General features: G+C 55.7%; 18 protein-coding genes. 12 read left to right on the top strand and 6 right to left on the bottom strand.

Translation table 11 applies throughout. The annotated features are described in order from the left end of the window. Positions 1 to 97: 97 nt before the first annotated feature. Positions 98 to 1156 carry a tRNA (adenosine(37)-N6)-threonylcarbamoyltransferase complex transferase subunit TsaD gene (gene tsaD, locus M2Q46_RS04575; protein WP_009462097.1) on the top strand — a complete coding sequence of 353 codons (1059 nt, stop codon included), beginning with the start codon at positions 98 to 100 and terminating at the stop codon, positions 1154 to 1156. A gap of 3 nt (positions 1157 to 1159) precedes the next feature. Here tsaD and plsY read toward each other — a convergent pair whose 3' ends face one another. Continuing rightward, positions 1160 to 1801, bottom strand: a complete 642-nt coding sequence (gene plsY / locus M2Q46_RS04570) for a glycerol-3-phosphate 1-O-acyltransferase PlsY (protein ID WP_026483344.1) — start codon at positions 1799 to 1801, stop codon at positions 1160 to 1162. Between the two features lie 115 nt (positions 1802 to 1916). Here plsY and surE point away from each other — a divergent pair, with 115 nt between their 5' ends. The 4 genes from surE to rlmD all read left to right on the top strand — a co-directional run bounded on the left by surE (position 1917) and on the right by rlmD (position 5934). Beyond that, positions 1917 to 2657, top strand: coding sequence for a 5'/3'-nucleotidase SurE (gene surE / locus M2Q46_RS04565; RefSeq protein ID WP_226349772.1), 741 nt, complete (start codon positions 1917 to 1919; stop codon positions 2655 to 2657). After that, entirely contained in the window at positions 2654 to 3478 is an 825-nt protein-coding gene (locus M2Q46_RS04560) for a protein-L-isoaspartate(D-aspartate) O-methyltransferase (protein WP_009462090.1), read from the top strand. The genes surE and M2Q46_RS04560 overlap by 4 nt, the downstream gene beginning before the upstream one ends. Positions 3479 to 3501: 23 nt before the next feature. Then, positions 3502 to 4326, top strand: coding sequence for a peptidoglycan DD-metalloendopeptidase family protein (locus tag M2Q46_RS04555; RefSeq protein WP_009462088.1), 825 nt, complete (start codon positions 3502 to 3504; stop codon positions 4324 to 4326). A 297-nt stretch (positions 4327 to 4623) separates the two neighbouring features. Continuing rightward, a complete protein-coding gene (gene rlmD, locus M2Q46_RS04550; protein ID WP_302356844.1) occupies positions 4624 to 5934 on the top strand; it encodes a 23S rRNA (uracil(1939)-C(5))-methyltransferase RlmD in 1311 nt (436 codons plus the stop codon). Between the two features lie 320 nt (positions 5935 to 6254). Here the strand turns inward: rlmD and M2Q46_RS04545 are convergent, their stop codons facing one another. Continuing rightward, positions 6255 to 6923, bottom strand: coding sequence for a TetR/AcrR family transcriptional regulator (locus tag M2Q46_RS04545; protein ID WP_302356843.1), 669 nt, complete (start codon positions 6921 to 6923; stop codon positions 6255 to 6257). Positions 6924 to 7141: 218 nt separating this feature from the next. Here M2Q46_RS04545 and M2Q46_RS04540 point away from each other — a divergent pair, with 218 nt between their 5' ends. Both M2Q46_RS04540 and M2Q46_RS04535 read left to right on the top strand, forming a co-directional pair. Continuing rightward, complete coding sequence (locus M2Q46_RS04540; RefSeq protein WP_302356842.1) at positions 7142 to 8554, top strand: FAD-binding oxidoreductase; 1413 nt, start codon at positions 7142 to 7144, stop codon at positions 8552 to 8554. A gap of 154 nt (positions 8555 to 8708) precedes the next feature. After that, positions 8709 to 11159, top strand: coding sequence for a penicillin G acylase (locus M2Q46_RS04535; RefSeq protein WP_302356841.1), 2451 nt, complete (start codon positions 8709 to 8711; stop codon positions 11157 to 11159). A gap of 277 nt (positions 11160 to 11436) precedes the next feature. Here the strand turns inward: M2Q46_RS04535 and M2Q46_RS18750 are convergent, their stop codons facing one another. Beyond that, a complete protein-coding gene (locus M2Q46_RS18750) occupies positions 11437 to 11586 on the bottom strand; it encodes a hypothetical protein (RefSeq protein WP_367997717.1) in 150 nt (49 codons plus the stop codon). A gap of 451 nt (positions 11587 to 12037) precedes the next feature. Between M2Q46_RS18750 and M2Q46_RS04530 the strand changes: the two genes are divergently transcribed. Continuing rightward, a complete protein-coding gene (locus M2Q46_RS04530) occupies positions 12038 to 12802 on the top strand; it encodes a Shedu immune nuclease family protein (protein WP_302356840.1) in 765 nt (254 codons plus the stop codon). 244 nt (positions 12803 to 13046) lie between these two features. Here M2Q46_RS04530 and argH read toward each other — a convergent pair whose 3' ends face one another. Further along, positions 13047 to 14468: an argininosuccinate lyase gene (gene argH, locus M2Q46_RS04525; protein ID WP_302356839.1), complete on the bottom strand. Its 1422-nt coding sequence runs from the start codon at positions 14466 to 14468 to the stop codon at positions 13047 to 13049. Positions 14469 to 14613: 145 nt separating this feature from the next. On the opposite strand from argH, the gene M2Q46_RS04520 reads away from it, so the two are divergent. From M2Q46_RS04520 to M2Q46_RS04510, 3 genes are read left to right on the top strand one after another with little or no spacing between them, the layout of a single operon-like run. Continuing rightward, positions 14614 to 15924, top strand: coding sequence for a mechanosensitive ion channel family protein (locus M2Q46_RS04520; protein ID WP_060185150.1), 1311 nt, complete (start codon positions 14614 to 14616; stop codon positions 15922 to 15924). Positions 15925 to 15943: 19 nt separating this feature from the next. After that, positions 15944 to 16282, top strand: coding sequence for a P-II family nitrogen regulator (locus M2Q46_RS04515; RefSeq protein ID WP_003799650.1), 339 nt, complete (start codon positions 15944 to 15946; stop codon positions 16280 to 16282). A 50-nt stretch (positions 16283 to 16332) separates the two neighbouring features. Further along, positions 16333 to 17175 (top strand): aldo/keto reductase, encoded by an 843-nt coding sequence (locus M2Q46_RS04510; RefSeq protein WP_302356838.1) that lies wholly within the window; start codon positions 16333 to 16335, stop codon positions 17173 to 17175. Between the two features lie 75 nt (positions 17176 to 17250). Here M2Q46_RS04510 and M2Q46_RS04505 read toward each other — a convergent pair whose 3' ends face one another. Both M2Q46_RS04505 and M2Q46_RS04500 read right to left on the bottom strand, forming a co-directional pair. Then, a complete protein-coding gene (locus M2Q46_RS04505) occupies positions 17251 to 18459 on the bottom strand; it encodes an MFS transporter (protein ID WP_035271794.1) in 1209 nt (402 codons plus the stop codon). A gap of 50 nt (positions 18460 to 18509) precedes the next feature. Beyond that, entirely contained in the window at positions 18510 to 19085 is a 576-nt protein-coding gene (locus M2Q46_RS04500) for a chorismate lyase (protein ID WP_250755756.1), read from the bottom strand. A 36-nt stretch (positions 19086 to 19121) separates the two neighbouring features. On the opposite strand from M2Q46_RS04500, the gene M2Q46_RS04495 reads away from it, so the two are divergent. After that, a complete protein-coding gene (locus tag M2Q46_RS04495; RefSeq protein ID WP_042480926.1) occupies positions 19122 to 19856 on the top strand; it encodes a pseudouridine synthase in 735 nt (244 codons plus the stop codon). Positions 19857 to 19870 lie beyond the last annotated feature (14 nt).

Genomic DNA, 19870 nt, shown 5'->3' with positions numbered 1-19870 from the left:
TGTCGCGATGTATCGGCACAACCCAGACACTATCCGCTGATTGTCTTGAGGGGATAAATTCCTATTTTCCCCAATACAGCAGGCTAAAATAGGCGCCATGAATATTCTTGGATTTGAAAGTTCCTGCGATGAAACTGGCGTGGCGCTGGTCAGCACGGAACAGGGCCTGCTGGCCCATGCCTTGCACAGCCAGATCGCCATGCACCGTGAATATGGTGGGGTGGTGCCTGAACTGGCCTCTCGCGATCATATCCGTCGCGTCCTGCCTTTGACACGGCAGGTGTTGGCTTCTTGCCATATGCAGCTCGATCAGGTCGATGCCATTGCCTATACCGCCGGCCCCGGTCTGGCCGGTGCCTTGCTGGTGGGAGCCAGTGTGGCGCAGTCGATTGCCTGGTCGCTGAAAAAACCGACGATTGCTATCCATCACCTGGAAGGTCATTTGCTCTCGCCCTTATTGGCCGAGCCGCGTCCCGACTTTCCCTTTGTGGCCTTGCTGGTCTCGGGTGGCCACACTCAGCTGATGCGTGTAGATGGTGTGGGTCAGTATGAATTGCTGGGTGAAACGCTGGACGATGCAGCAGGCGAAGCCTTTGATAAAAGCGCCAAGCTGATGGGCCTGGGTTATCCCGGCGGCCCGGCCTTGTCGCGTCTGGCTGAACAGGGTGACCCCAGCGTCTACGAGCTGCCGCGTCCCATGATGCACAGCAAGGATCTGGATTTCAGCTTTAGTGGTTTGAAAACTGCCGTGCTGACGCGCTTGCGCAAGCTGGAAGCGGAAGAGGGCGGGATTACCGAACAGCAACGCGCTGATCTGGCTGCTGCGACCGAGGCCGCCATTGTGGACGTGCTGGCCGCCAAGGCGATCAAGGCCTTGAAGCAAACGGGCTTGAAACGTCTGGTGGTTGCCGGTGGTGTGGGCGCCAACCGCCACTTGCGGGCTTATTTACAGAAAGCCGTGGCGCGTTTGAAGGGCGAGGTGTTCTTTCCGCCGCTGGAATTCTGTACCGATAACGGTGCCATGATTGCTTTTGCGGCGGCCATGCGGGTCAAGCATGGTTTGGTGACTTTGGATGATAGCCAGCATGGCTTTGCCATCCGGCCTCGCTGGGATCTGGCTTGTGTGAACCAGCCTGTCTCCCAGCAAGAGCGTTAGTGCTTATTTTTTCTTGGAACCGATCTTGCTTTCTTTGCCCGTCATCAGACGACGAATGTTTTCCTGGTGACGCCAGAGCAAGAAGGCACTGATCAGGACCAGGGCCGTGGCAATAGAGGCATTCATGGGCCAGACCACCTTGGCACCGAGCAGGTAAAACAAGGGGGCAAACACGGCACTGATGATGGCTGCCAGCGAGGAGTAACGGCTGACATAAGCGATAATCAGCCAGGTGGCCGCGGTAGCCAGAGCCAGCCAGGGCAGCAGGGCCAGGATGACACCCAGCGCGGTTGCCACGCCTTTACCGCCTTTAAAGCCCAGAAAGACCGGGTACAAGTGACCCAAAAAGGCAAAAAAGGCGCTGACACCCAGTAAAGTCGGTGCCCAGCCCCAGTTGCTGATGGCCTGTTGGGTCAGAAAGACAGCCAGCCAGCCTTTGAAGGCATCGCCCAACAAGGTCAGGACAGCTGCTTTTTTATTGCCGCTACGTAGTACATTAGTGGCTCCCGGATTTTTCGAACCAAAGGTGCGAGGGTCTTGCAAGCCCATGATCTTGCTGACGATTACGGCAAACGGCAAGGATCCCAGCAAATAGGACAAGAGGGCGACAAGCGGGGCGGCCACAGCAAAAGAAACGGCGTTCATGAGGATTGAGCTCCACAATTATTGTTGCGCGGATTCTACCGGCCTTGCAGCAAAATACCAAAGGCAGCGGGTACAATTTGCTGCCCCTGTTAGATTTTTAACGGAAAAGTAAAGCATGCGTATTCTGGTCTCCAACGATGATGGCTATACAGCAGCCGGTATCGAGGCTTTGTATGAAGCCTTGCAAGGACTGGGTGAGCTGACTGTCATTGCACCCGAGACCAATTGCAGCGGTGCCAGCAATTCCCTGACCTTGAATCGTCCCCTGTCGCTGCGCCAGGCCAGCAATGGTTTTTATTTTGTTAATGGTACACCGTCCGATTGTGTGCACGTGGCCCTGACAGGCCTGCTGGATTTTCGTCCCGATCTGATTGTGTCCGGTATTAATAATGGCGCCAATATGGGCGACGACACCTTGTATTCGGGCACGGTAGCGGCCGCGATGGAAGGCCATTTGTTTGGTATTCCCGCAATTGCGTTTTCCCTGATTGAACGCGGCTGGAAGAACCTGGACAGCGCAGCGCGCGTGGCACGGGATCTGGTGCAGCGCTGTCAGAAGAAGCCGTTGGCGGCCAATACCTTGCTGAACGTGAATATTCCGTGTTTGCCCTACGAAGCCTTGAAGGGCACGCAAGTCACCCGCCTGGGCAAGCGTCATCCCTCGGAGCCGGTCGTAAAAAGCCAGACGCCTTATGGCGAACCCGTGTACTGGATTGGCCGTGTCGGTGGTGTGTCCGATAGCGAGAAGGGCACAGATTTCGGTGCCGTGGAACAAGGTGCAGTATCCATTACGCCCTTGCGCGCGGACCTGACTCACCACGAGCAACTGGCCGGATTGCGGGACTGGATGCAATGACAAGTAAACCAGGCAAGCGCTATCCTTTTGCAGACGGCACTCGGAACCGGTTCGGCAAGTCCAGCCTGGGCAGTGGCCTGTCTGCCAGCAACAGCAATACCCGTATTGTGCAACGGGGCCAGTTACAACCGACACCCTCGGCCATTTTGTCACCGCAAGTGTCAACAAGTGTCAACCTGGGTTTGAACTCGGAACGCTCGCGTGGCATGATGATCGAGCGCTTGCGCCGTCAAGGAATTACCGACGAACGAGTGCTGGCGGCCATGCAGGCAGTACCGCGCCATCAGTTTGTTGATCAGGGTCTGGCCAGTCGGGCCTATGAAGATGATGCCTTGCCTATCGGCTTTGCGCAGACCATCTCCCAGCCTTGGGTTGTAGCCCATATGATCAGCCTGGTGTGTGACCAGAAAATACCGACCAAGGTGCTGGAAGTGGGGGCCGGATGTGGTTATCAGGCTGCTGTTTTGGCACAATTGGTCAAAGAAGTGTATGCGGTAGAACGTATCAAAGGCTTGTGTGATATGGCTCGCGATCACATGCGCCAATTAGGGCTGTCGCAACGGGCTCGAATAATGTTTGGTGACGGAATGCAAGGTTACCCTGCCGCGGCACCATATGATGCTATTGTTGTGGCGGCAGCCGGTCCGGTCATTCCCAGAACCTTATTGGAACAATTAACATTGGGGGGGAGACTGATCGCCCCTGAAGGTACGACACAACAGCGCCTGGTTTTGGTGGAACGCACCGGACAGGCTACTTGGCGTCGTGAAGAACTTGATGCGGTTCGCTTCGTGCCGATGCGAGCCGGAACCCAGATTTAGTCAGATATTCTCAGGAGATTTATATGCAGCATGCAGTCAGGTTACCGTTAACCGCTGCTTCCACCGGTACACAGTGGTTCTTGACGCCCCGTCAGTGCCTGGTGGCGGCTGTGGTCACCAGTACCCTGCTGGCTGGTTGTGCAAGCCGTAATGAGCGCGCTCCAGTCACTGACCTGAGTTCCTCTTCGGCGGCAGGCAGCGTCAGCAGTGCCTCGGGTACCTATGTGGTACGCCCCGGCGATACGCTCTACAAGATTGCACAAGCGCACGGCATGGACGTGAATTCGCTGATCCAGTTGAACCAGATTACGGATCCTTCCATGTTGCGCGTGGGTCAAACCTTGCGTCTGGACGGCAATACCTCGATGGCGGCAGTGACGACTCGCCCAGCCGGTAGCGGTAGCACACAGACCTCGCCAGTCAGCCCGGCCACCCCGGTCAAGACTGAAACGCCCGTGTCTGCGCCTCGCGCCAGCGACGCGGCTCTGATCGCCTGGGGCTGGCCTGCCAGTGGCAAGATCATCCAGGGTTTCAATGCCTCGACCAAGGGTATTGATATCGAAGGCAAGGTGGGCGACCCCGTGGTTGCCGCAGCGGATGGCAAGATCATGTACGCCGGTAACGGTGTGCGCGGTTTAGGCTCCATGGTGCTGGTCGGTCACAGCAATGGCTTTATCACTGCTTACGCACATAACAGTGTCTTGCACGTTAAAACGGGTCAACAGGTGAAGAAGGGGCAGCGTATTGCCGATCTGGGTCAGTCTGACACCACCTCGCCACGACTGCACTTCGAGATTCGTCGCTCCGGTACGCCGGTCAACCCGATCTCGTACCTGCCTACGCGATAAGCTCGGTATCTGGACTGAAAAAAGCGGCTTCTGGCCGCTTTTTTTGTGCGCCCTGTTCGAGGGGGCTCAATTGAATGACTTTTTGAGTGCAGATTGCTCTTCCAACTTGAAGGCTATGCCTGTCGGACGGGCGGGGCATTCAGAATTTAGTAGCGTTGCGGAACCGCTAGTGCCGCGTTCTGCTTGTTTTTACCCGTTGTGCCGAATGCTCATTGTAAAATCAGCGATTCGCCATCGTTTGCAGCAATGCAACTGCGCCATTCTGCTTGGCAGGACGCTTATTTAGGTTTTTATCGAATGTCTGACGTATTGTTAATTGAATCGCTGGATCTGGAAGGACGCGGCGTCGCCCACAAAGAGGGCAAAGTGGTGTTTGTGGAAGGTGCCTTGCCCGGCGAGGAAGTGCTGGCCGAGACGGTGCGCTCCAAGGACTCCTACGATAAAGCCCGCATGACGGCCTTGTTGAAAGCCTCGTCGCAGCGTGCTGAACCTCCCTGTCCCAACTTTGGTGTCTGTGGCGGCTGTGCCATGCAGCACCTGGAGCCTTCGGCCCAGGTTGCCGTCAAGCAACGTGTGCTGGAAGATTCCCTGGGTCATATTGGCAAGGTAAAGCCAGGTCGCGTGCTGGCACCCTTGCACGGCCCTTATTGGGGGTACCGTTACCGCGCCCGTTTCTCCATGCGCTACGTGCCTAAAAAGGGTGGGGTGCTGGTCGGCTTTCGTGAAAAGAATGGTCGCTACGTGGTGGACATGACGGAATGTCGTGTCCTGCCCGCCAAAGTTTCTGCCTTGCTGGAGCCCTTGCGTTCCTGTTTGGCTGGTTTGTCTCGCCCGGATCGTTTGCCTCAGATCGAGCTGGCCATGGGCGACAAGATTACCACCTTGACCCTGCGTCACATGGAGCCGCTGACTAGCGAAGATATCCAGCGTTTGCAGAGCTTCGGTCAGGAGCACGACATCAGCTGGTGGCTGCAGCCCAAGGGTCCGGAAACGGCCCATCCTTTGCTGCGCAAAGATGCGGACAAGCTGGCCTACGCACTGCCCGAATTTGATTTGCGTATGCCGTATCGCCCGACGGACTTTACGCAGGTGAACCACGACATTAACCGCAGCCTGATCTCGCGTGCCTTGACCCTGCTGGACGTCAAGCCCGAGCATCGTGTGGCGGACTTGTTCTGTGGTCTGGGTAACTTCAGCCTGCCGCTGGCACGCCGTGCCGCCGAGGTGGTTGGCATTGAAGGCAGCAGCACCTTGACCGAGCGTGCCGGTGAAGCAGCCTTGGCCCACGACCTGCAGGACAAGGCAAAATTCACAACGCTGAATCTGTTTGAGGTGGACGTGCAGTGGCTGCGTGACCTGGGTCATTTTGATCGCATGTTGATTGACCCGCCGCGTGATGGTGCCTTTGCGGTCGCCACTGCTTTGGCGCAGCTGGAAAAGCACGAGCGCCCCGAGCGTCTGGTTTATGTGTCTTGTAGCCCAGGTACTCTGGCTCGGGACGCCGGTGTATTGGTTCACCAGGGTGGTTACACGCTGGAATCGGCCGGTGTGGTGAATATGTTCCCGCATACGGCACACGTGGAATCAATTGCCGTCTTTACACGCTAAGTACACCTAAGCAGGCTTGAACTAAAACGCCCTGCAAATTGGACAGAGTTCCAGTTTGCGGGGCATTTGTTTTTTCTTGGGGGCTTTGTCAGCTCGTTCGCCCAAGGTGCTGTTGCCGTCAATCCCGACCAGTTGGGTGGTATCGCGTTTTGAAGGCTGGCGGAAAGATCAGTCGCGTTCAGGTGCTTTTCTCGAGATGTGGGCATGAACCAGCCCGTGTCCTTGCCAAGGTGGCCGGCAGCTATATATTTTTTATCACCACGTTTGAAGGCTAGGCTGGCTGATCGGTTTTGTGTGTTTGATTCGGTCCGTTGCTGGTTTTACTGCTTGGTGGCAGGTGTCGCCGCTTTACCAGCATGGGCAATCAAGCCATCGTGTATCAGCTCCATCATCATCTTGAATACCTGCTCGGATTGCAGATGCACAAAGCGCGGCAGAATCTGGCGCAGTATAGGCACATCCTCGGCGGGCCATTGTTCCAGTTCGTTTAGCTCTTCCTCAGTGACCTGGCGGATAAGTCCACCCAACTCGCCCTGAATCAATCCATATAAAGCGGCATACCAGCCCACACAGGCGGCGGGGATTTCGGCATCGCTCAAACCGCCATCGCGCAAGGCCCTGTATACCTGCTCAAGAACCAGATAGTCGGCCTTGCCGGTATTCAGAAAACGCTGCATTTGCTGAAAAGTCTGTGGGTGGCCCAAGGCCAGCTCACGGTACTGTCGGGCCAATTCATACAACCGCTCTGTCCACGACAGACCCGTATCCACAGCCTGAATGCGGCCTGTCAAATAATCCGCCATTGCGCGCAGCAAGCCGTCCTTGGACTTGAAGTGATAGAGCACGGCCATGGGATCGCAACCGACTCGTTCCCCCAGTTTGCGTAAAGAAAAGCCGCTGTCTCCGGCTTCCTCCATCAAGGTGACGGCGGCGATGACCAGCTCGTCCTTATTCAGTTTGCGTGTGCGCGTGGCGGGTGCTTGGACCAATAGAGTTCCTTTGATAGGGAAAGGGCAGATTTGCCAAGTTTAACTCTACAGAGTAGAATAAATTAATTCTACAGCGTAGAAGAAGATCGTTCCACCCCGTTTTTACAACGGGGTGTTGATAACGAGACAGAACGGAACGCCGCGTTGACGGGGCGTCACCGGAGCATTCCGCTCTGTGATCCAGGCGGCCAAAAGGCCGTAACAGACACAGGACATTTATGCTTATTTCCAAACCGACTCTTTTAAACGATGTTTCCAGCGCAGAGAGCTTGTTGGTCAGTAATCCCCGATTGTGGAATTGGCGACAAGGCCATCTGAACGAAGCCGTCGCGCCCGCGACGTATTACGAAGCATCGCTAGCCCCCTGGACCCGCTTTGATCCTCTGCAAGCCGACACGCAATGTGATGTGCTGGTAGTGGGTGGTGGCTTGCTGGGGGCCTCTACCGCCTTGCACCTGGCCCGCTCCGGCCTGGACGTGGTGCTGGTAGAAAAAGACAGTATTGGCTCTGCCGCTTCAGGTCGAAACGGTGGTCAGCTGACTCCCGGTCTGGCCCGTTGGGAAGCCGCAGATATGATTGCGCATCTGCCTTTGGATGAAGCTCGCCGCTTGTGGCGTTTTGCCTCGCATGAAGCTATGGATCTGCTCGATCAGATTGCTCAGGATTACGAGCTGGATTTTGATCGTCGTCGTGGCCATTTGACGGCTGCTGTGCACGCAGGTCATATGGGTGCATTGGTAGAGGGGGCGGATGCCCGCCGCTATCTGGGTGATACCAGCGTGGAAGTTGTGGGTAGCTACGAATTGGAGCAGGAAATCCGCTCGCCCTTATATCATGGTGCGGTGGTGGATACCTTGGGTGGTCAACTGCATCCCCTGGCGCTACTGCGCGGACTGGTTTACGGCCTGGTTCAACATGGCGGTCGAGTTTATGAAGGCAGTCCGGTCGAGGAAATCGAGCAGACGGAAAAGGGCGCTTTGGCTATCACCCCCGGTGGCACGATTCTGGCCCGTCAGGCCTTGGTGCTGGCCGTGCATGATACGACTTCGCAGTTCTTGCCGACGCAATCCAATACCACTGTCCCGTTCTATACCTATGTGGGTGTGACTGAACCTTTGGAGTGTCCAGTCAGCGAGTTGCTGCCAACAGACCGTGCGGTGTATGACACGCAATTCCAGATCGACTATTACCGCGCCGTGCGTCAAAACCGCCTGTTGTTTGGCGGGCAGGGTACAGGCACCAGTTGGTCCCCCGAACGTATCAATGACTACCTGCTGGATCGTATTCAGACCGTTTTCCCGCAGCTGGAACAGGTACAGCTGGACTTTTCCTGGAGCGGGATCAGTGACTTTACTCTGAACGGGGCAACTGACTCGCGTAAAACCGAGGATGCGGTACCCGTGTACATGGTGCATGGCTGGAGTGGTCACGGCGTAGCGCAAACCGTGCGTATTGGTAAAGCCATTAGTGACGACGTCATGGGTCGCAACGAGGACTTTGCCATGCTGACGGATATTACCCATCGCAGCATTCCTCTGGGCCATCAGTTGTCCGGCCTGGCGATCCCTGTGGTCAAGGCAGCCATTGGCATGATGAGTGCGGTGAATCCCGGTCGTCTGGTGTCTTTCTAAATACGTTTTCAAGCCTTTGCTTAGCAGCGCTGACTAGGGCAAGCCCTTACTTGTTTTCGATCCTGATTGTTTTACATTGTGATTTCCTATTCGTATTGGCTTCAATATTTTAGGTTCATAATAATTTTCAGTATCATAAAAACAAGGGACAGATATGCAGAAAGGGCTTGTTCGTACAGGGGTTACGGCCGCTGGTTTGATCTTGGGTTTTGCGGGGGCACCGGCCCATGCGCAGGTGCAGTCGGTAGAGGTGATGCGTGACAGCTATGGTGTGCCGCACGTCTTTGCTGACAGCCACTATGGCTTGTATTACGGCTATGGTTATGCGGTCGCCCAAGACCGTCTGTTCCAGATGGATATGGCGCGCCGCTCCTTTGTAGGCACAACAGCCGCCGTTCTGGGTCCTGGCGAGCAGGATGTCTACGTCAAGTACGACATGCAGGTGCGTCAGAACTTCACCCCGGCTTCCATTCAGCGGCAGATAGCAGCCTTGTCCAAGGATGAGCGCGATATTTTCCGTGGCTATGCCGATGGCTATAACGCCTATCTGGAGCAGGTGCGCCGTCGTCCAGAACTGCTGCCTAAAGAATACATAGACTTTGATTTCCAGCCCGAGCCGTTGACCGACTTTGATGTGGTCATGATCTGGGTCGGCTCCATGGCTAATCGCTTCTCGGACACAAACCTGGAGGTCACCGCGCTGGCCATGCGTCAGTCTCTGGAAAAACAGCACGGCCCGGAACGTGGCCGCGCCTTGTTTGATGAACTGCTGTGGATCAATGACACAACAGCCCCCACCACCGTTCCGGCACCCGCTGCCGAGCGCAAGCCACAGGCGCAAGCAGGGACGCAGAGTCTGGCTCATGTTTCTTCACAAGTGCTGGCTGCCGAGCTGGAGCGTCAGGACAAGCATTGGGGTGGCCGTGGCCCGGACTTTGCACCTAAAGCCAGTAATCTGTGGAGCACCCGCCCCGAGCGCGTTCAGGATGGTTCTACGGTTCTGATCAACGGCCCGCAGTTTGGCTGGTACAACCCGGCTTATACCTACGGTATTGGCCTGCACGGCGCGGGCTTTGATGTGGTGGGCAATACGCCTTTTGCTTATCCGATTGTTCTGTTCGGTACCAATAGCGAGATTGCCTGGGGGGCAACTGCTGGCCCTCAGGACGTGGTGGATATGTACCAGGAGAAACTGAATCCGGCGCGTGCTGATCAGTACTGGTTCAACAATGCCTGGCGCACGATGGAGCAACGCAAGGAGCGTATCCAGGTACGCGGTCAGGCTGATCGTGAAATGACGATCTGGCGCACCGTACACGGCCCCGTGATGCAGTTTGATTACGAACAGGGCACGGCTTACAGCAAGAAACGCAGCTGGGATGGTTATGAGGTGCAGTCCTTGCTGGCTTGGCTGAATGTAGCCAAGGCGCGCAACTGGACGGAGTTTCTGGATCAGGCCAGCAAGATGGCGATTTCCATTAACTGGTACTACGCCGACAAGCATGGCAATATCGGCTATGTCTCTCCTGCTTTCTTGCCTCAGCGTCCTGCCGATCAGGATATCCGCGTGCCAGCCAAAGGGGACGGCAGCATGGAGTGGCAGGGCATCAAGAGTTTTGACGCGATTCCTAAAGCCTACAATCCGCCACAAGGCTATCTGGTCAACTGGAATAACAAGCCCGCGCCGGATAAAACTAATACGGATACTTACTACTGGACCTATGGCGACCGCATGAACGAGTTGACCAGCCAGTATCAGGACAAGGACGTCCATAGCGTGCAGGAGATTTGGGAGTTCAATAAAAAAGCGTCCTATAGCGATGTGAACTGGCGCTATTTCCGTCCACATCTGGAAAAGCTGGCGCAGCAGTTGTCGGCCGAGGATTCCGGCAAGGCGGCACTGGACGTCCTGTTGGCCTGGGATGGTATGGAACGAGATCAGGATGGGCACAATGCCGGGCCAGCACGCGTGTTGTTCAAGACCTGGCTGGAGGAGCTGTACAAGCAGGTCTTGATGCCGGTGGTGCCTGAATCGCATCGTGCCATGTACAGCCAGACAGGGTTTGCTACACAGAAAGGCCCCAATCCAGGTTCGATCAACTTGAGCATGGGGACCAAGGTCCTGTTGCGTGCTTTGGCGCTGGAAGCCAATCCTGATCCCAAGCGTGTGAATGTCTTTGGAGATCGATCTTCTCAAGAGATCATGCATCAGGCTCTGATAGACGCTCAGGTGCGCTTGAGCCAGGAGCAGGGCGCTGAGATGGCACGTTGGACCTTGCCTACGTCAGTGCATCGCTTCAGTGACAAGAACTTCACGGGAACCCCGCAAACAACGTCGGGCAATACCTTTGCATTCACAGGCTATCAGAACCGTGGAACGGAAAATAATCGTGTGGTGTTCAATGCTCAAGGTGTGGAGTTTTGTGATGCCATGCCACCCGGTCAGAGCGGATTCACGGATCGCAATGGCGTGCGCAGCCCGCATTATGAGGATCAGCTGAAGTTGTACGAGAACTTCGAGTGCAAGACTATGGATGTGACGCATACGGACATTCGTCGTAATGCGCAAAGCAGCACGATGCTGTTGATTCAGCCTCAGCCTTAACGTCGAGTGCGGCACCTGCACTTTGGGGGCGGTGCCGCTTTTTCGATCGTTGCTAGGGGGGTTAGCAGGTCAGGAGATGTCGTTAGTAAAGATAGCTTGCCAGTATCAGCAGCTAAGCTGAGTACGAAGTCTAAGCTGCAAATCCGGGCAGGCAGGAGTGGAAGTAGGTCGAAGCGGCAAATGTATTGACTCAGGTTGATCTGACAGGGGCTGGCAGATCTATCGGGCAGAAAACGCCCCTGAGCCGCCATCCAGATACAAGCCCCAAAGCCGTCCTTCACCCAAGCTGCAAGCTCACCGGCCTCTCGTTAGTCAACATGCTCAGAAAACGCTCGATCTCCTTCCGCCCCATGTCTCGCAGATGCTGCAAACCATGCCATTTCACCAATATGCGCTCTAGTTGTACACGAACCTGTTCGGTGGGCAGGTTATAGTGCTTGGAATAAACTCACACGTGGACCTGATCTGGCAACCGTGTGGCGCGCAACACCCAGAAGGAGGCATGGTTGAGTTTGGGATTGAGTTTTCATACAGTAACCTCCCCAAAAAGCTAGGTTGCAAGCTCCTTTCCAAGCTCTTTTTGTGCCAATTTAGACCGTAAGCTCCAGATATGGCCTGCGGATTGATGCGGTCTACATTCCGTTAGGACTTCTTTCCATCATATGTCGAACTACCGTAGAAATAGCGCCGCCGCCAAACGCCTTCTGCTAACCAAGGCAGGAAATAAATGCTCGTTTCCTGGGTGCAACATAGAGTTAATTGATTCGACTGGAGTGCCTATAGCCGAAGTTTGTCATATCGAGGCGATTTCACCGGGCGGCCCGAGATATAGCCCCAGTCACGTGAGTCTGGACTCTGCCACGGCAAACGGGAGGGAGATGGCAGAGCTTGATAATCTTATCGTCTTATGCCCTGCGCATCATCGGCTCGTTGATGCTCGTCCGGAAGATTACAGCGTCGAATGGCTTAAAGCGGTCCGAGAACAGCACGAAAACGCCATAAGTAGTTCACAGAGCAATAGGCCTGATTTAGCCTCCCTGGGGAGAAAACTAACTAATTTCCACGATTGCTTAGCCACTTGGCAAATCAACACAACTAACGGCAGTGAAGAGTTTTGGCATGAGCTATTCAAGACCAATCCAAAAATAATTGCTCAATCCATTCCCAATTGCACAATCCAAATCGCAGATAAGAGTTATGTCGGCGGAAAAGGTATCTCGAACTCCGGCGGGAAGATTGTTGATTTTGTCTATGCAACCAAGAGCACAAAAAATACAGTGGTTGTTGAAATCAAAACTCCTGCAACGAAGCTAATTGGAAGAGAGTACAGATCAGATATTTTCTCAATCAGCGACGAACTAAGTGGGGCGATCATTCAGGCGCTCACTTATAGGAATCACCTTATCAAGCATTTTCATTCTTTGCGAGGAGCAGAACAATCTCTGAGCTTTGAAGCCTTTGACCCTATATGTATGGTTGTCGCTGGAAACCTGGAGCATGAGAGGTTGTCGGCGCCACAACGGGCATCGTTTGACCTATTCCGAGCAAATGTGGGCGTTACAGTCATCACCTATGACGAACTTTTCGCAAAAATCCAAGACCTTGTTGATATGCTTGATGACGACGCAATCAAGCAATCCTAACAATTCCATCAATCGGACGCCAAAAGCAAAGCTATTAAATTTCCTCCGCTGCGCTCCAGTTATGTCTAACGTTGAGCGTCCGCATTTACTCTCAGCTACCGGCCGCTCCTGGCCGAAAACAGCAGTTCCAGTCTTAACCCTAACGCAACTGACAAAACATGTCAGATCAAATTTGAGTCGATTCCTGTAAAAAAGCCGCTCCTAGAACAGGAGCGGCTTTTTCTGCTTTCACCCGAAGCTCTTATCAGCCTGGAATACGATCCAGAATGCGTTGTGCTTCGATACGAACACGCTCGGGGGCGGTGCCACCGATGTGTTTGCGTGAAGCCACCGAGCCTTCCAGAGTCAGCACGCCAAAAATATCCGACTCGATACGGCTGTCGAACTTCTGCAGCTGTTCCAGCTTCAGATCGGCCAGATCGCAACCCAGTTGCTCGCACTCACGCACGGCCAAGGCCACAGTTTCGTGGGCATCACGGAAAGGCAGGCCTTTCTTGACCAGGTAGTCGGCCAGATCAGTAGCAGTCGCAAAACCTTGCAGCGCAGCAGCTCGCATGGCTTCTGGCTTGACCTTGATGCCGGAGATCAGGTCTACAAAAATGGTCAGGGTGTCGCGAATGGTATCAGCCGAATCGAACAGACCTTCCTTGTCTTCCTGGTTGTCCTTGTTGTAGGCCAGCGGTTGGCCTTTCATCAAAGTCAGCAGGGCAATCAGGTGGCCATTGACGCGACCGGTCTTGCCACGGGCCAGCTCGGGAACGTCAGGGTTTTTCTTTTGCGGCATGATGGAGCTGCCGGTGCAAAAGCGGTCAGCCAGATCAATAAAGCCAACGCGTGGGCTCATCCACAGCACCAGCTCCTCGGAGAAGCGGGAGATGTGCGTCATGATCAGGGCCGCAGCGGCGCAGAATTCGATGGCGAAGTCGCGATCCGACACAGCGTCCAGCGAGTTGCGGCACACATCGTCAAAATCCAGCAGCTTGGCAACCATTTCGCGGTCGATCGGGTAGCTGGTGCCGGCCAGAGCGGCTGCGCCCAATGGCAGGCGGTTCACGCGCTTGCGGCAGTCTTGCAGACGCTCGGCGTCGCGCTGGAACATTTCGGCGTAGGCCAGCAAATGGTGGCCAAAAGTAACGGGCTGTGCCACTTGCAGGTGGGTGAAACCGGGCAAAATAGTGTCTGCCTGAGCCAGTGCCAACTCAGCCAGCTTGCGCTGCATCTGGGCCAGCAGGTCCAGGGCAATGTCGATTTCATTGCGCAGCCACAGGCGGATATCGGTGGCGACCTGGTCATTGCGCGAACGGCCGGTGTGCAGGCGCTTGCCCGCATCGCCAATCAGCTCGACCAGACGTTTTTCAATGTTCAGGTGCACGTCTTCCAGATCCAGCAACCACTGGAACTGGCCTTGGGCGATTTCGTCCAGAATCTGGCTCATGCCGCGCTCGATGTCGGCCTTGTCCTGCTCGGTGATCACACCGACGGCGGCCAGCATGCTGGCGTGGGCCAGGGAACCCTGAATATCAAAGCGGGCCATGCGCTTGTCAAAGTCCACTGACGCTGTGTAGCGTTTGACGAGGTCAGAGACGGGCTCGGAAAAACGAGCCGACCAGGCCATGGCCTTATTGGCGAACTGGTCTTGGGAAGAGGAGGGGGTGTTTGATGACATAGAGGGCAATTATAGTGGATCGGACGGGCTGACGCAGGTCATCCAGTCCCGCAGGAAACAGACGCTGTGCAGTATATTAGATAGTTTTCAGACTCTAGGAAACCATGCCGGCCCTTTTTGGGGCTGGCTGGACAAGGAAGAATACATGGAGCAAGAACGCACCTTTGCCGATTTGTTGGGATGGCAATGGATCGAAGCGTATTTACCGCAGGATCGCTGGGTACAGATTTTGGCCGGTTTGGCCATGCTGACGGTGCTGGTCTGGATTGTCAGCTGGTTGACCAGTTCCGTGCTGTCGCGCCTGGTGCGGCGTTTGCTGAAAGTGGCGGGCAAGGACGATTGGGCGCGTGCCCTGGTCAAGAAGCGCTTTGTGCGCAATGTGGGCTATGCCGTGCCCTTGCTGGTGGTCAGCTCCAATCTGACCTTGCTGCCCCTGGCCAAGACCTTGCTGGAAATCATAGAGCGGGTGGCCTTGCTGGGCTTTCTGGTCTTTCTCATCATGGCGATTGTCAGCCTGTTGGGGGCCTGGCAAGAGGTCTACGCCAATTCCAGCAAAGGGCGCACCAAGTCCATCAAGGGCTATGTGGAAGTGGCCAAGATAGCGGTGTGGGCGATTGGCATTATTGTCATGATCTCCATCATTCTGGATCAATCGCCCGTTCTGTTGCTCTCCGGTTTGGGTGCACTGTCGGCGGTGCTCTTGCTGGTCTTTAAAGACACTTTGCTGTCGCTGGTGGCCAGCACGCAGATGAGCACCAATGACATGTTGCGCATCGGCGACTGGATCGAAATGAAGCAGGCCGGGGCGGATGGTTTTGTTATTGATATGGCGCTGCACACGGTCAAGGTCCAGAACTGGGACAAGACCGTCACCACCATTCCCACCTACAAGCTGTTCTCCGAGAGCTATCGCAACTGGCGTCAGATGTTTGAGTCAGGCGGCCGCCGTATCAAGCGCACGTTGAGCGTTGATGCCTCCAGCGTTCGTTTTTTGACGCCGACTGAAGTCGATAGCCTGTCGCGCTTTGCCTTGCTGCGCGATTACCTGAACGAGAAAAAAGAAGATCTGGAGCGTTCCAATCAGGAATTGAGCCGTGCCGGTCTGGATGCGGTCAATTACCGTCGTCTGACCAATCTGGGCACCTTCCGTGCTTACTGCATGGCTTATATCAAGCGTCACCCTGAAATCCATCAGGACATGATTCAGATGGTGCGCATGATGGAGCCCACGGCGGACGGTATTCCTATCGAGGTGTATTGCTTTACCAATAAAACCGCCTGGGTGGACCACGAGCGCATCCAGGGCGATATTTTTGACCACATTCTGGCGGTGCTGCCTGAGCTTGGCTTGCGTCTGTTCCAGTCGCCTACCGGTCGCGACTTGAGCCTGGGCTTGAGTCTGGCAGCAGAAAGTCATCGCCCGTCCTTGCCGGGCGCTGCCAAAGATCCTCTTTAAATTTGACGTGCGAGTAACCATGAAACAAATTACGGCCATCATCAAACCCTTCAAGCTCGATGAAGTTCGCGAAGCCCTGGCAGAGCTGGATGTTAACGGCTTGACCGTGACTGAAGTGAAAGGCTTTGGTCGTCAAAAGGGCCACACCGAGCTGTATCGCGGTGCCGAATATGTGGTGGATTTTCTGCCCAAGATTCGTGTGGACATCGTGGTGGCGGCCGATCGCTGTGATGCAATCATCGAAGCCATTATCAAAGCCGCCCATACGGGCAAAATTGGCGATGGCAAGATTTTTGTGACGCCGGTCGAGCAGGCTATCCGTATCCGTACTTCGGAGAGCGGTCGCGACGCCTTGTGAGGGGGTCGCAGTTGGGCTGGTTTGGACAGTAGTTATGGAAGGACAAGCTGATGCGATATGAAAAACTAGGGTCGGCACCACGTGTTTCGCGTGTAGGCCAAGGCAGTTGGTATGTGGAGCAGGCCGATTGGGCGCAGAGCGTGGCCGCGTTTCAGGCCGGGCTGGACGCTGGCATGAACCATATCGACACCGCCGAGATGTATGGTGACGGGCAAGCAGAAACCTTGATCGGTCAGGCCCTGCAAGGTCGTCGGCACGAGGCGTTTCTGGTGTCCAAGGTCTTGCCCTTCAATGCGAGCCGTCAGGGTGTAATCCGCGCTTGCGAGGCCAGCCTGAAGCGTCTGGGTACGGACTACCTGGATCTGTATTTATTGCACTGGCCCGGTCAGGTTCCTTTGGAAGAAACCTGCGCAGCCTTTGACAGGCTAGTTCAGCAAGGCAAGATCAAGCAATGGGGCGTCAGCAATTTTGACGTGCCGGATCTGGAAGAGCTGTACGACATCGTGGGGCCGGGTGAAATTGCCTGCAATCAGGTCTTGTATCACCTGAACGAGCGTGCCATTGAACACGCGGTTATGCCCTGGTGTCGGGAGCATCAAGTCAGCGTGGTGGCGTACAGTCCCTTTGGTCACGACGATTTCCCCGAGCCGAATTCAGAAGGCGGGGCCTTTTTGGCCGAGATTGCCAGCCATTATCAGGCTACTGCGCGGCAAGTGGCTTTGGCTTTTTTGCTGCGTGACCCCAATGTGTTTGTGATTCCCAAGGCCTCGCGCGCGGTTCATGCCCAGCAAAATGCCGCTGCCGGGGATCTGGTGCTGCAGCCCGAGCATATTCAGGCATTGGACGCTCAGTTTCCTCGCGGCCCCAAGCCTGCTTATTTACCGATGATTTGAACGCAAGAGGAACGGCCCCCAAGCCTGGATGAAATCCAAGGCTTGGGGGCCGTTTTTCATGAGCTGTCGCTTTGCTTAACTGGCGAAGTAGGGCTGACGCTTATTCTTGAAGTACAACCAGGCCAAAGCCAGCATGACTACGGCCGAGATCGGCAGCGTCCAGGTATTGACCCCATACCAGCCATACACGGCCAGCACGCGGCCCGAGGTGAAGGAAGACAAGGCCACACAGGTAAAGATGATGAAGTCATTCAAAGCTTGCACACGGCCACGCTCTTCCGGGCGGTAGCAGTCCACCACCATATTGGTGGCACCAATAAACCCGAAGTTCCAGCCCAGACCCAGCAAAATCAGGCTCACCCAGAAATGCGGCACCGTCATGCCCAGCAGCGCCACAATGCTGGCCAGTCCCAGCAAGAGCACGCCCGCAAAGGTGACGGGGATCTTGCCAAAGCGCTTGATCAGATTGCCGGTAAAGAAGCTGGGGCCGAACATGGCCAGAATATGCCACTGAATCCCCAAGGTGGACTCTTTCAGGCTATGGCCGTGCATGACCATGGCCAAGGGCGAAGCCGTCATCAGAAAGTTCATCAGCACATAGGAAGCGACTCCGGCCAGGAGCGCAATGATGAAGTAGCTATTGGAGGCAATCTCGCGTAACGGGCGTCCGGTGTAGGGGATTTTCTCTTGCTGATTCCGTGTGCCCGGTGCCAGGCGCAGGCCAAAGGCGAAGGGCAGGACCAAGGCCGCCAGGGCAGCTTGTGCCAGGAAGGCGGCGGCAAAAGGGTGCTCCGGCCAAATGTCCTGGGTATGGATAATGGTCTGGGTGGCGATAATCGCGCCCAGCAGCCCCCCGGCCATGACCCAGGAAATGGCCTTGGGGCGGAAGGCATCACTGGCGTCATCGGCCGCGGCAAAACGATAGCTTTGTACGTAAGAGGCATACAGCCCGGCCAGCAGAGTGCCCACACAGAACATGACAAAGGACAGGCTGTAGATCCCGGCGGCGGCCAGCAGGCCCGCCCCTATGCCCAGCAAGGCACCGATGATATAGCCACCCTGGCGCCCCAAGCGGCGCATCAGGTAGGCCGCTGGCAAAATGCCCACAGCCAGACCCAGGTTGAAAATACCTACCGGCAAGGTCGCCAGGTCCGGGCTGCTGGCCATTTTTTGGCCCACCAGACTGCTGAGTGCGACCACCAAGGCCGGGTTTGCCCCGCCTAATGCTTGCATCCCGGAAAGAATAAAGGCGTTGCGTCGGCTTGGATCGGCTTGCGTAGACATGGTCTGGTTCTGTATATAACTTTGTTTTATTAGCTAATGCTGAATTTGAGCTAAACCAGTGTAGCACCGCGTGCCCAGAAGGCTGGCATAAAGGATTCGGCCACCAGGAGGGGTTGACCGTGCCGCCAGAAGACGGAGCAGCGCGACAGAATCTGCTGAGCCTGCGGAACCGGCTCGCCACTGGGATTCAGGGCGCGCTCAATCGTGCGAAAAAAGCTCATGCCGCGATTCAAACGGCAGCTTAAAAAGGCGGAACGTTGTATCTGGGCATCGTTATAAAGCATGTCGGCCAGCGGACGGCTACGCAGCCGCCGTATGCCTTGCCAGACGCTGTGTGAGGCGGGCAGGGGAGTGAAACTGCGGGCAATCACGCAGCGGATTCCGTCCACCGCCATGGACACCTCGCGTATCCAGGCCAGCGTGCCTGGCGGCTTTTGAATCAAAGCGGCTTCTTGCGGGTTCAAGCGGCAAGCGTATTCGCTGACCACTTCCAGATCGACCTTGCCCAAGCGGCGCAGACCGCCAGTCAGGGCGCCGGGACGGTGTAGCCAGTACTTTTGAGCGGGGGTAGCAGAGGGGTGAACGTGCTCATGCCAGGGTTTTTTTGTGCTGGAGGGAAATTTCATGTCCTGTATTATCGCCAAAGCCATAAAATAGCGCTCATGGAAAAAGAACGTATCTCAAAATTAATGGCCCAGCGCGGCATGTGTTCACGCCGTGAGGCGGATGCTTTCATCGAGCGCGGCTGGGTTCGTGTGGACGGTCAAATCGTCTCTGAACTGGGGAGCAAAGCCTACCCCAATCAGAAAATCACACTGGAAAAACAAGCGCGTCAGCGTCAGACCCAACGTGCCACTATCTTGCTGCACAAGCCCGTAGGCTATGTGTCGGGGCAAGCCGAAGCCGGTTATCGCAATGCGGTTTCCCTGATCGGTGCCGCCACGCAGTACAAGGGTGGCCGCGGTGGTCAACGCTTTGACCCGGCGCATTTGCGCGGTCTGGCTCCGGCTGGTCGTCTGGATATTGATTCCACCGGCCTGCTGATCCTGACTCAGGATGGTCGTATTGCGCGGCAGATTATTGGCGAAGACTCGGTCATCGACAAGGAATATCTGGTGCGTGTAACCGGCAAGCTGAGCGAGCGCGGTCTGGAACTGCTGAACTTTGGTTTGAGCCTGGACGGTAAGCCCTTGCTGCCAGCCCAAGTGTCCTGGCAGAACGATGACCAACTGCGTTTTATCCTGCGCGAAGGCAAGAAACGCCAGATTCGCCGCATGTGTGAACTGGTCGGCCTGAAGGTTGTGGGTCTGAAGCGCGTGCGTATTGGCGATCTGGTGCTGGGCGACCTGCCTATGGGCCAGTGGCGCTACATGAAAGAATCCGAGAGCCTGGCCTAAAGGCAAACGGGTGG

This window comes from Alcaligenes sp. YSL9, from assembly GCF_030515105.1.
In the GTDB taxonomy this organism is placed as follows: domain Bacteria; phylum Pseudomonadota; class Gammaproteobacteria; order Burkholderiales; family Burkholderiaceae_B; genus Alcaligenes; species Alcaligenes phenolicus.
This window is presented reverse-complemented; position numbering and strand designations above follow the sequence as displayed.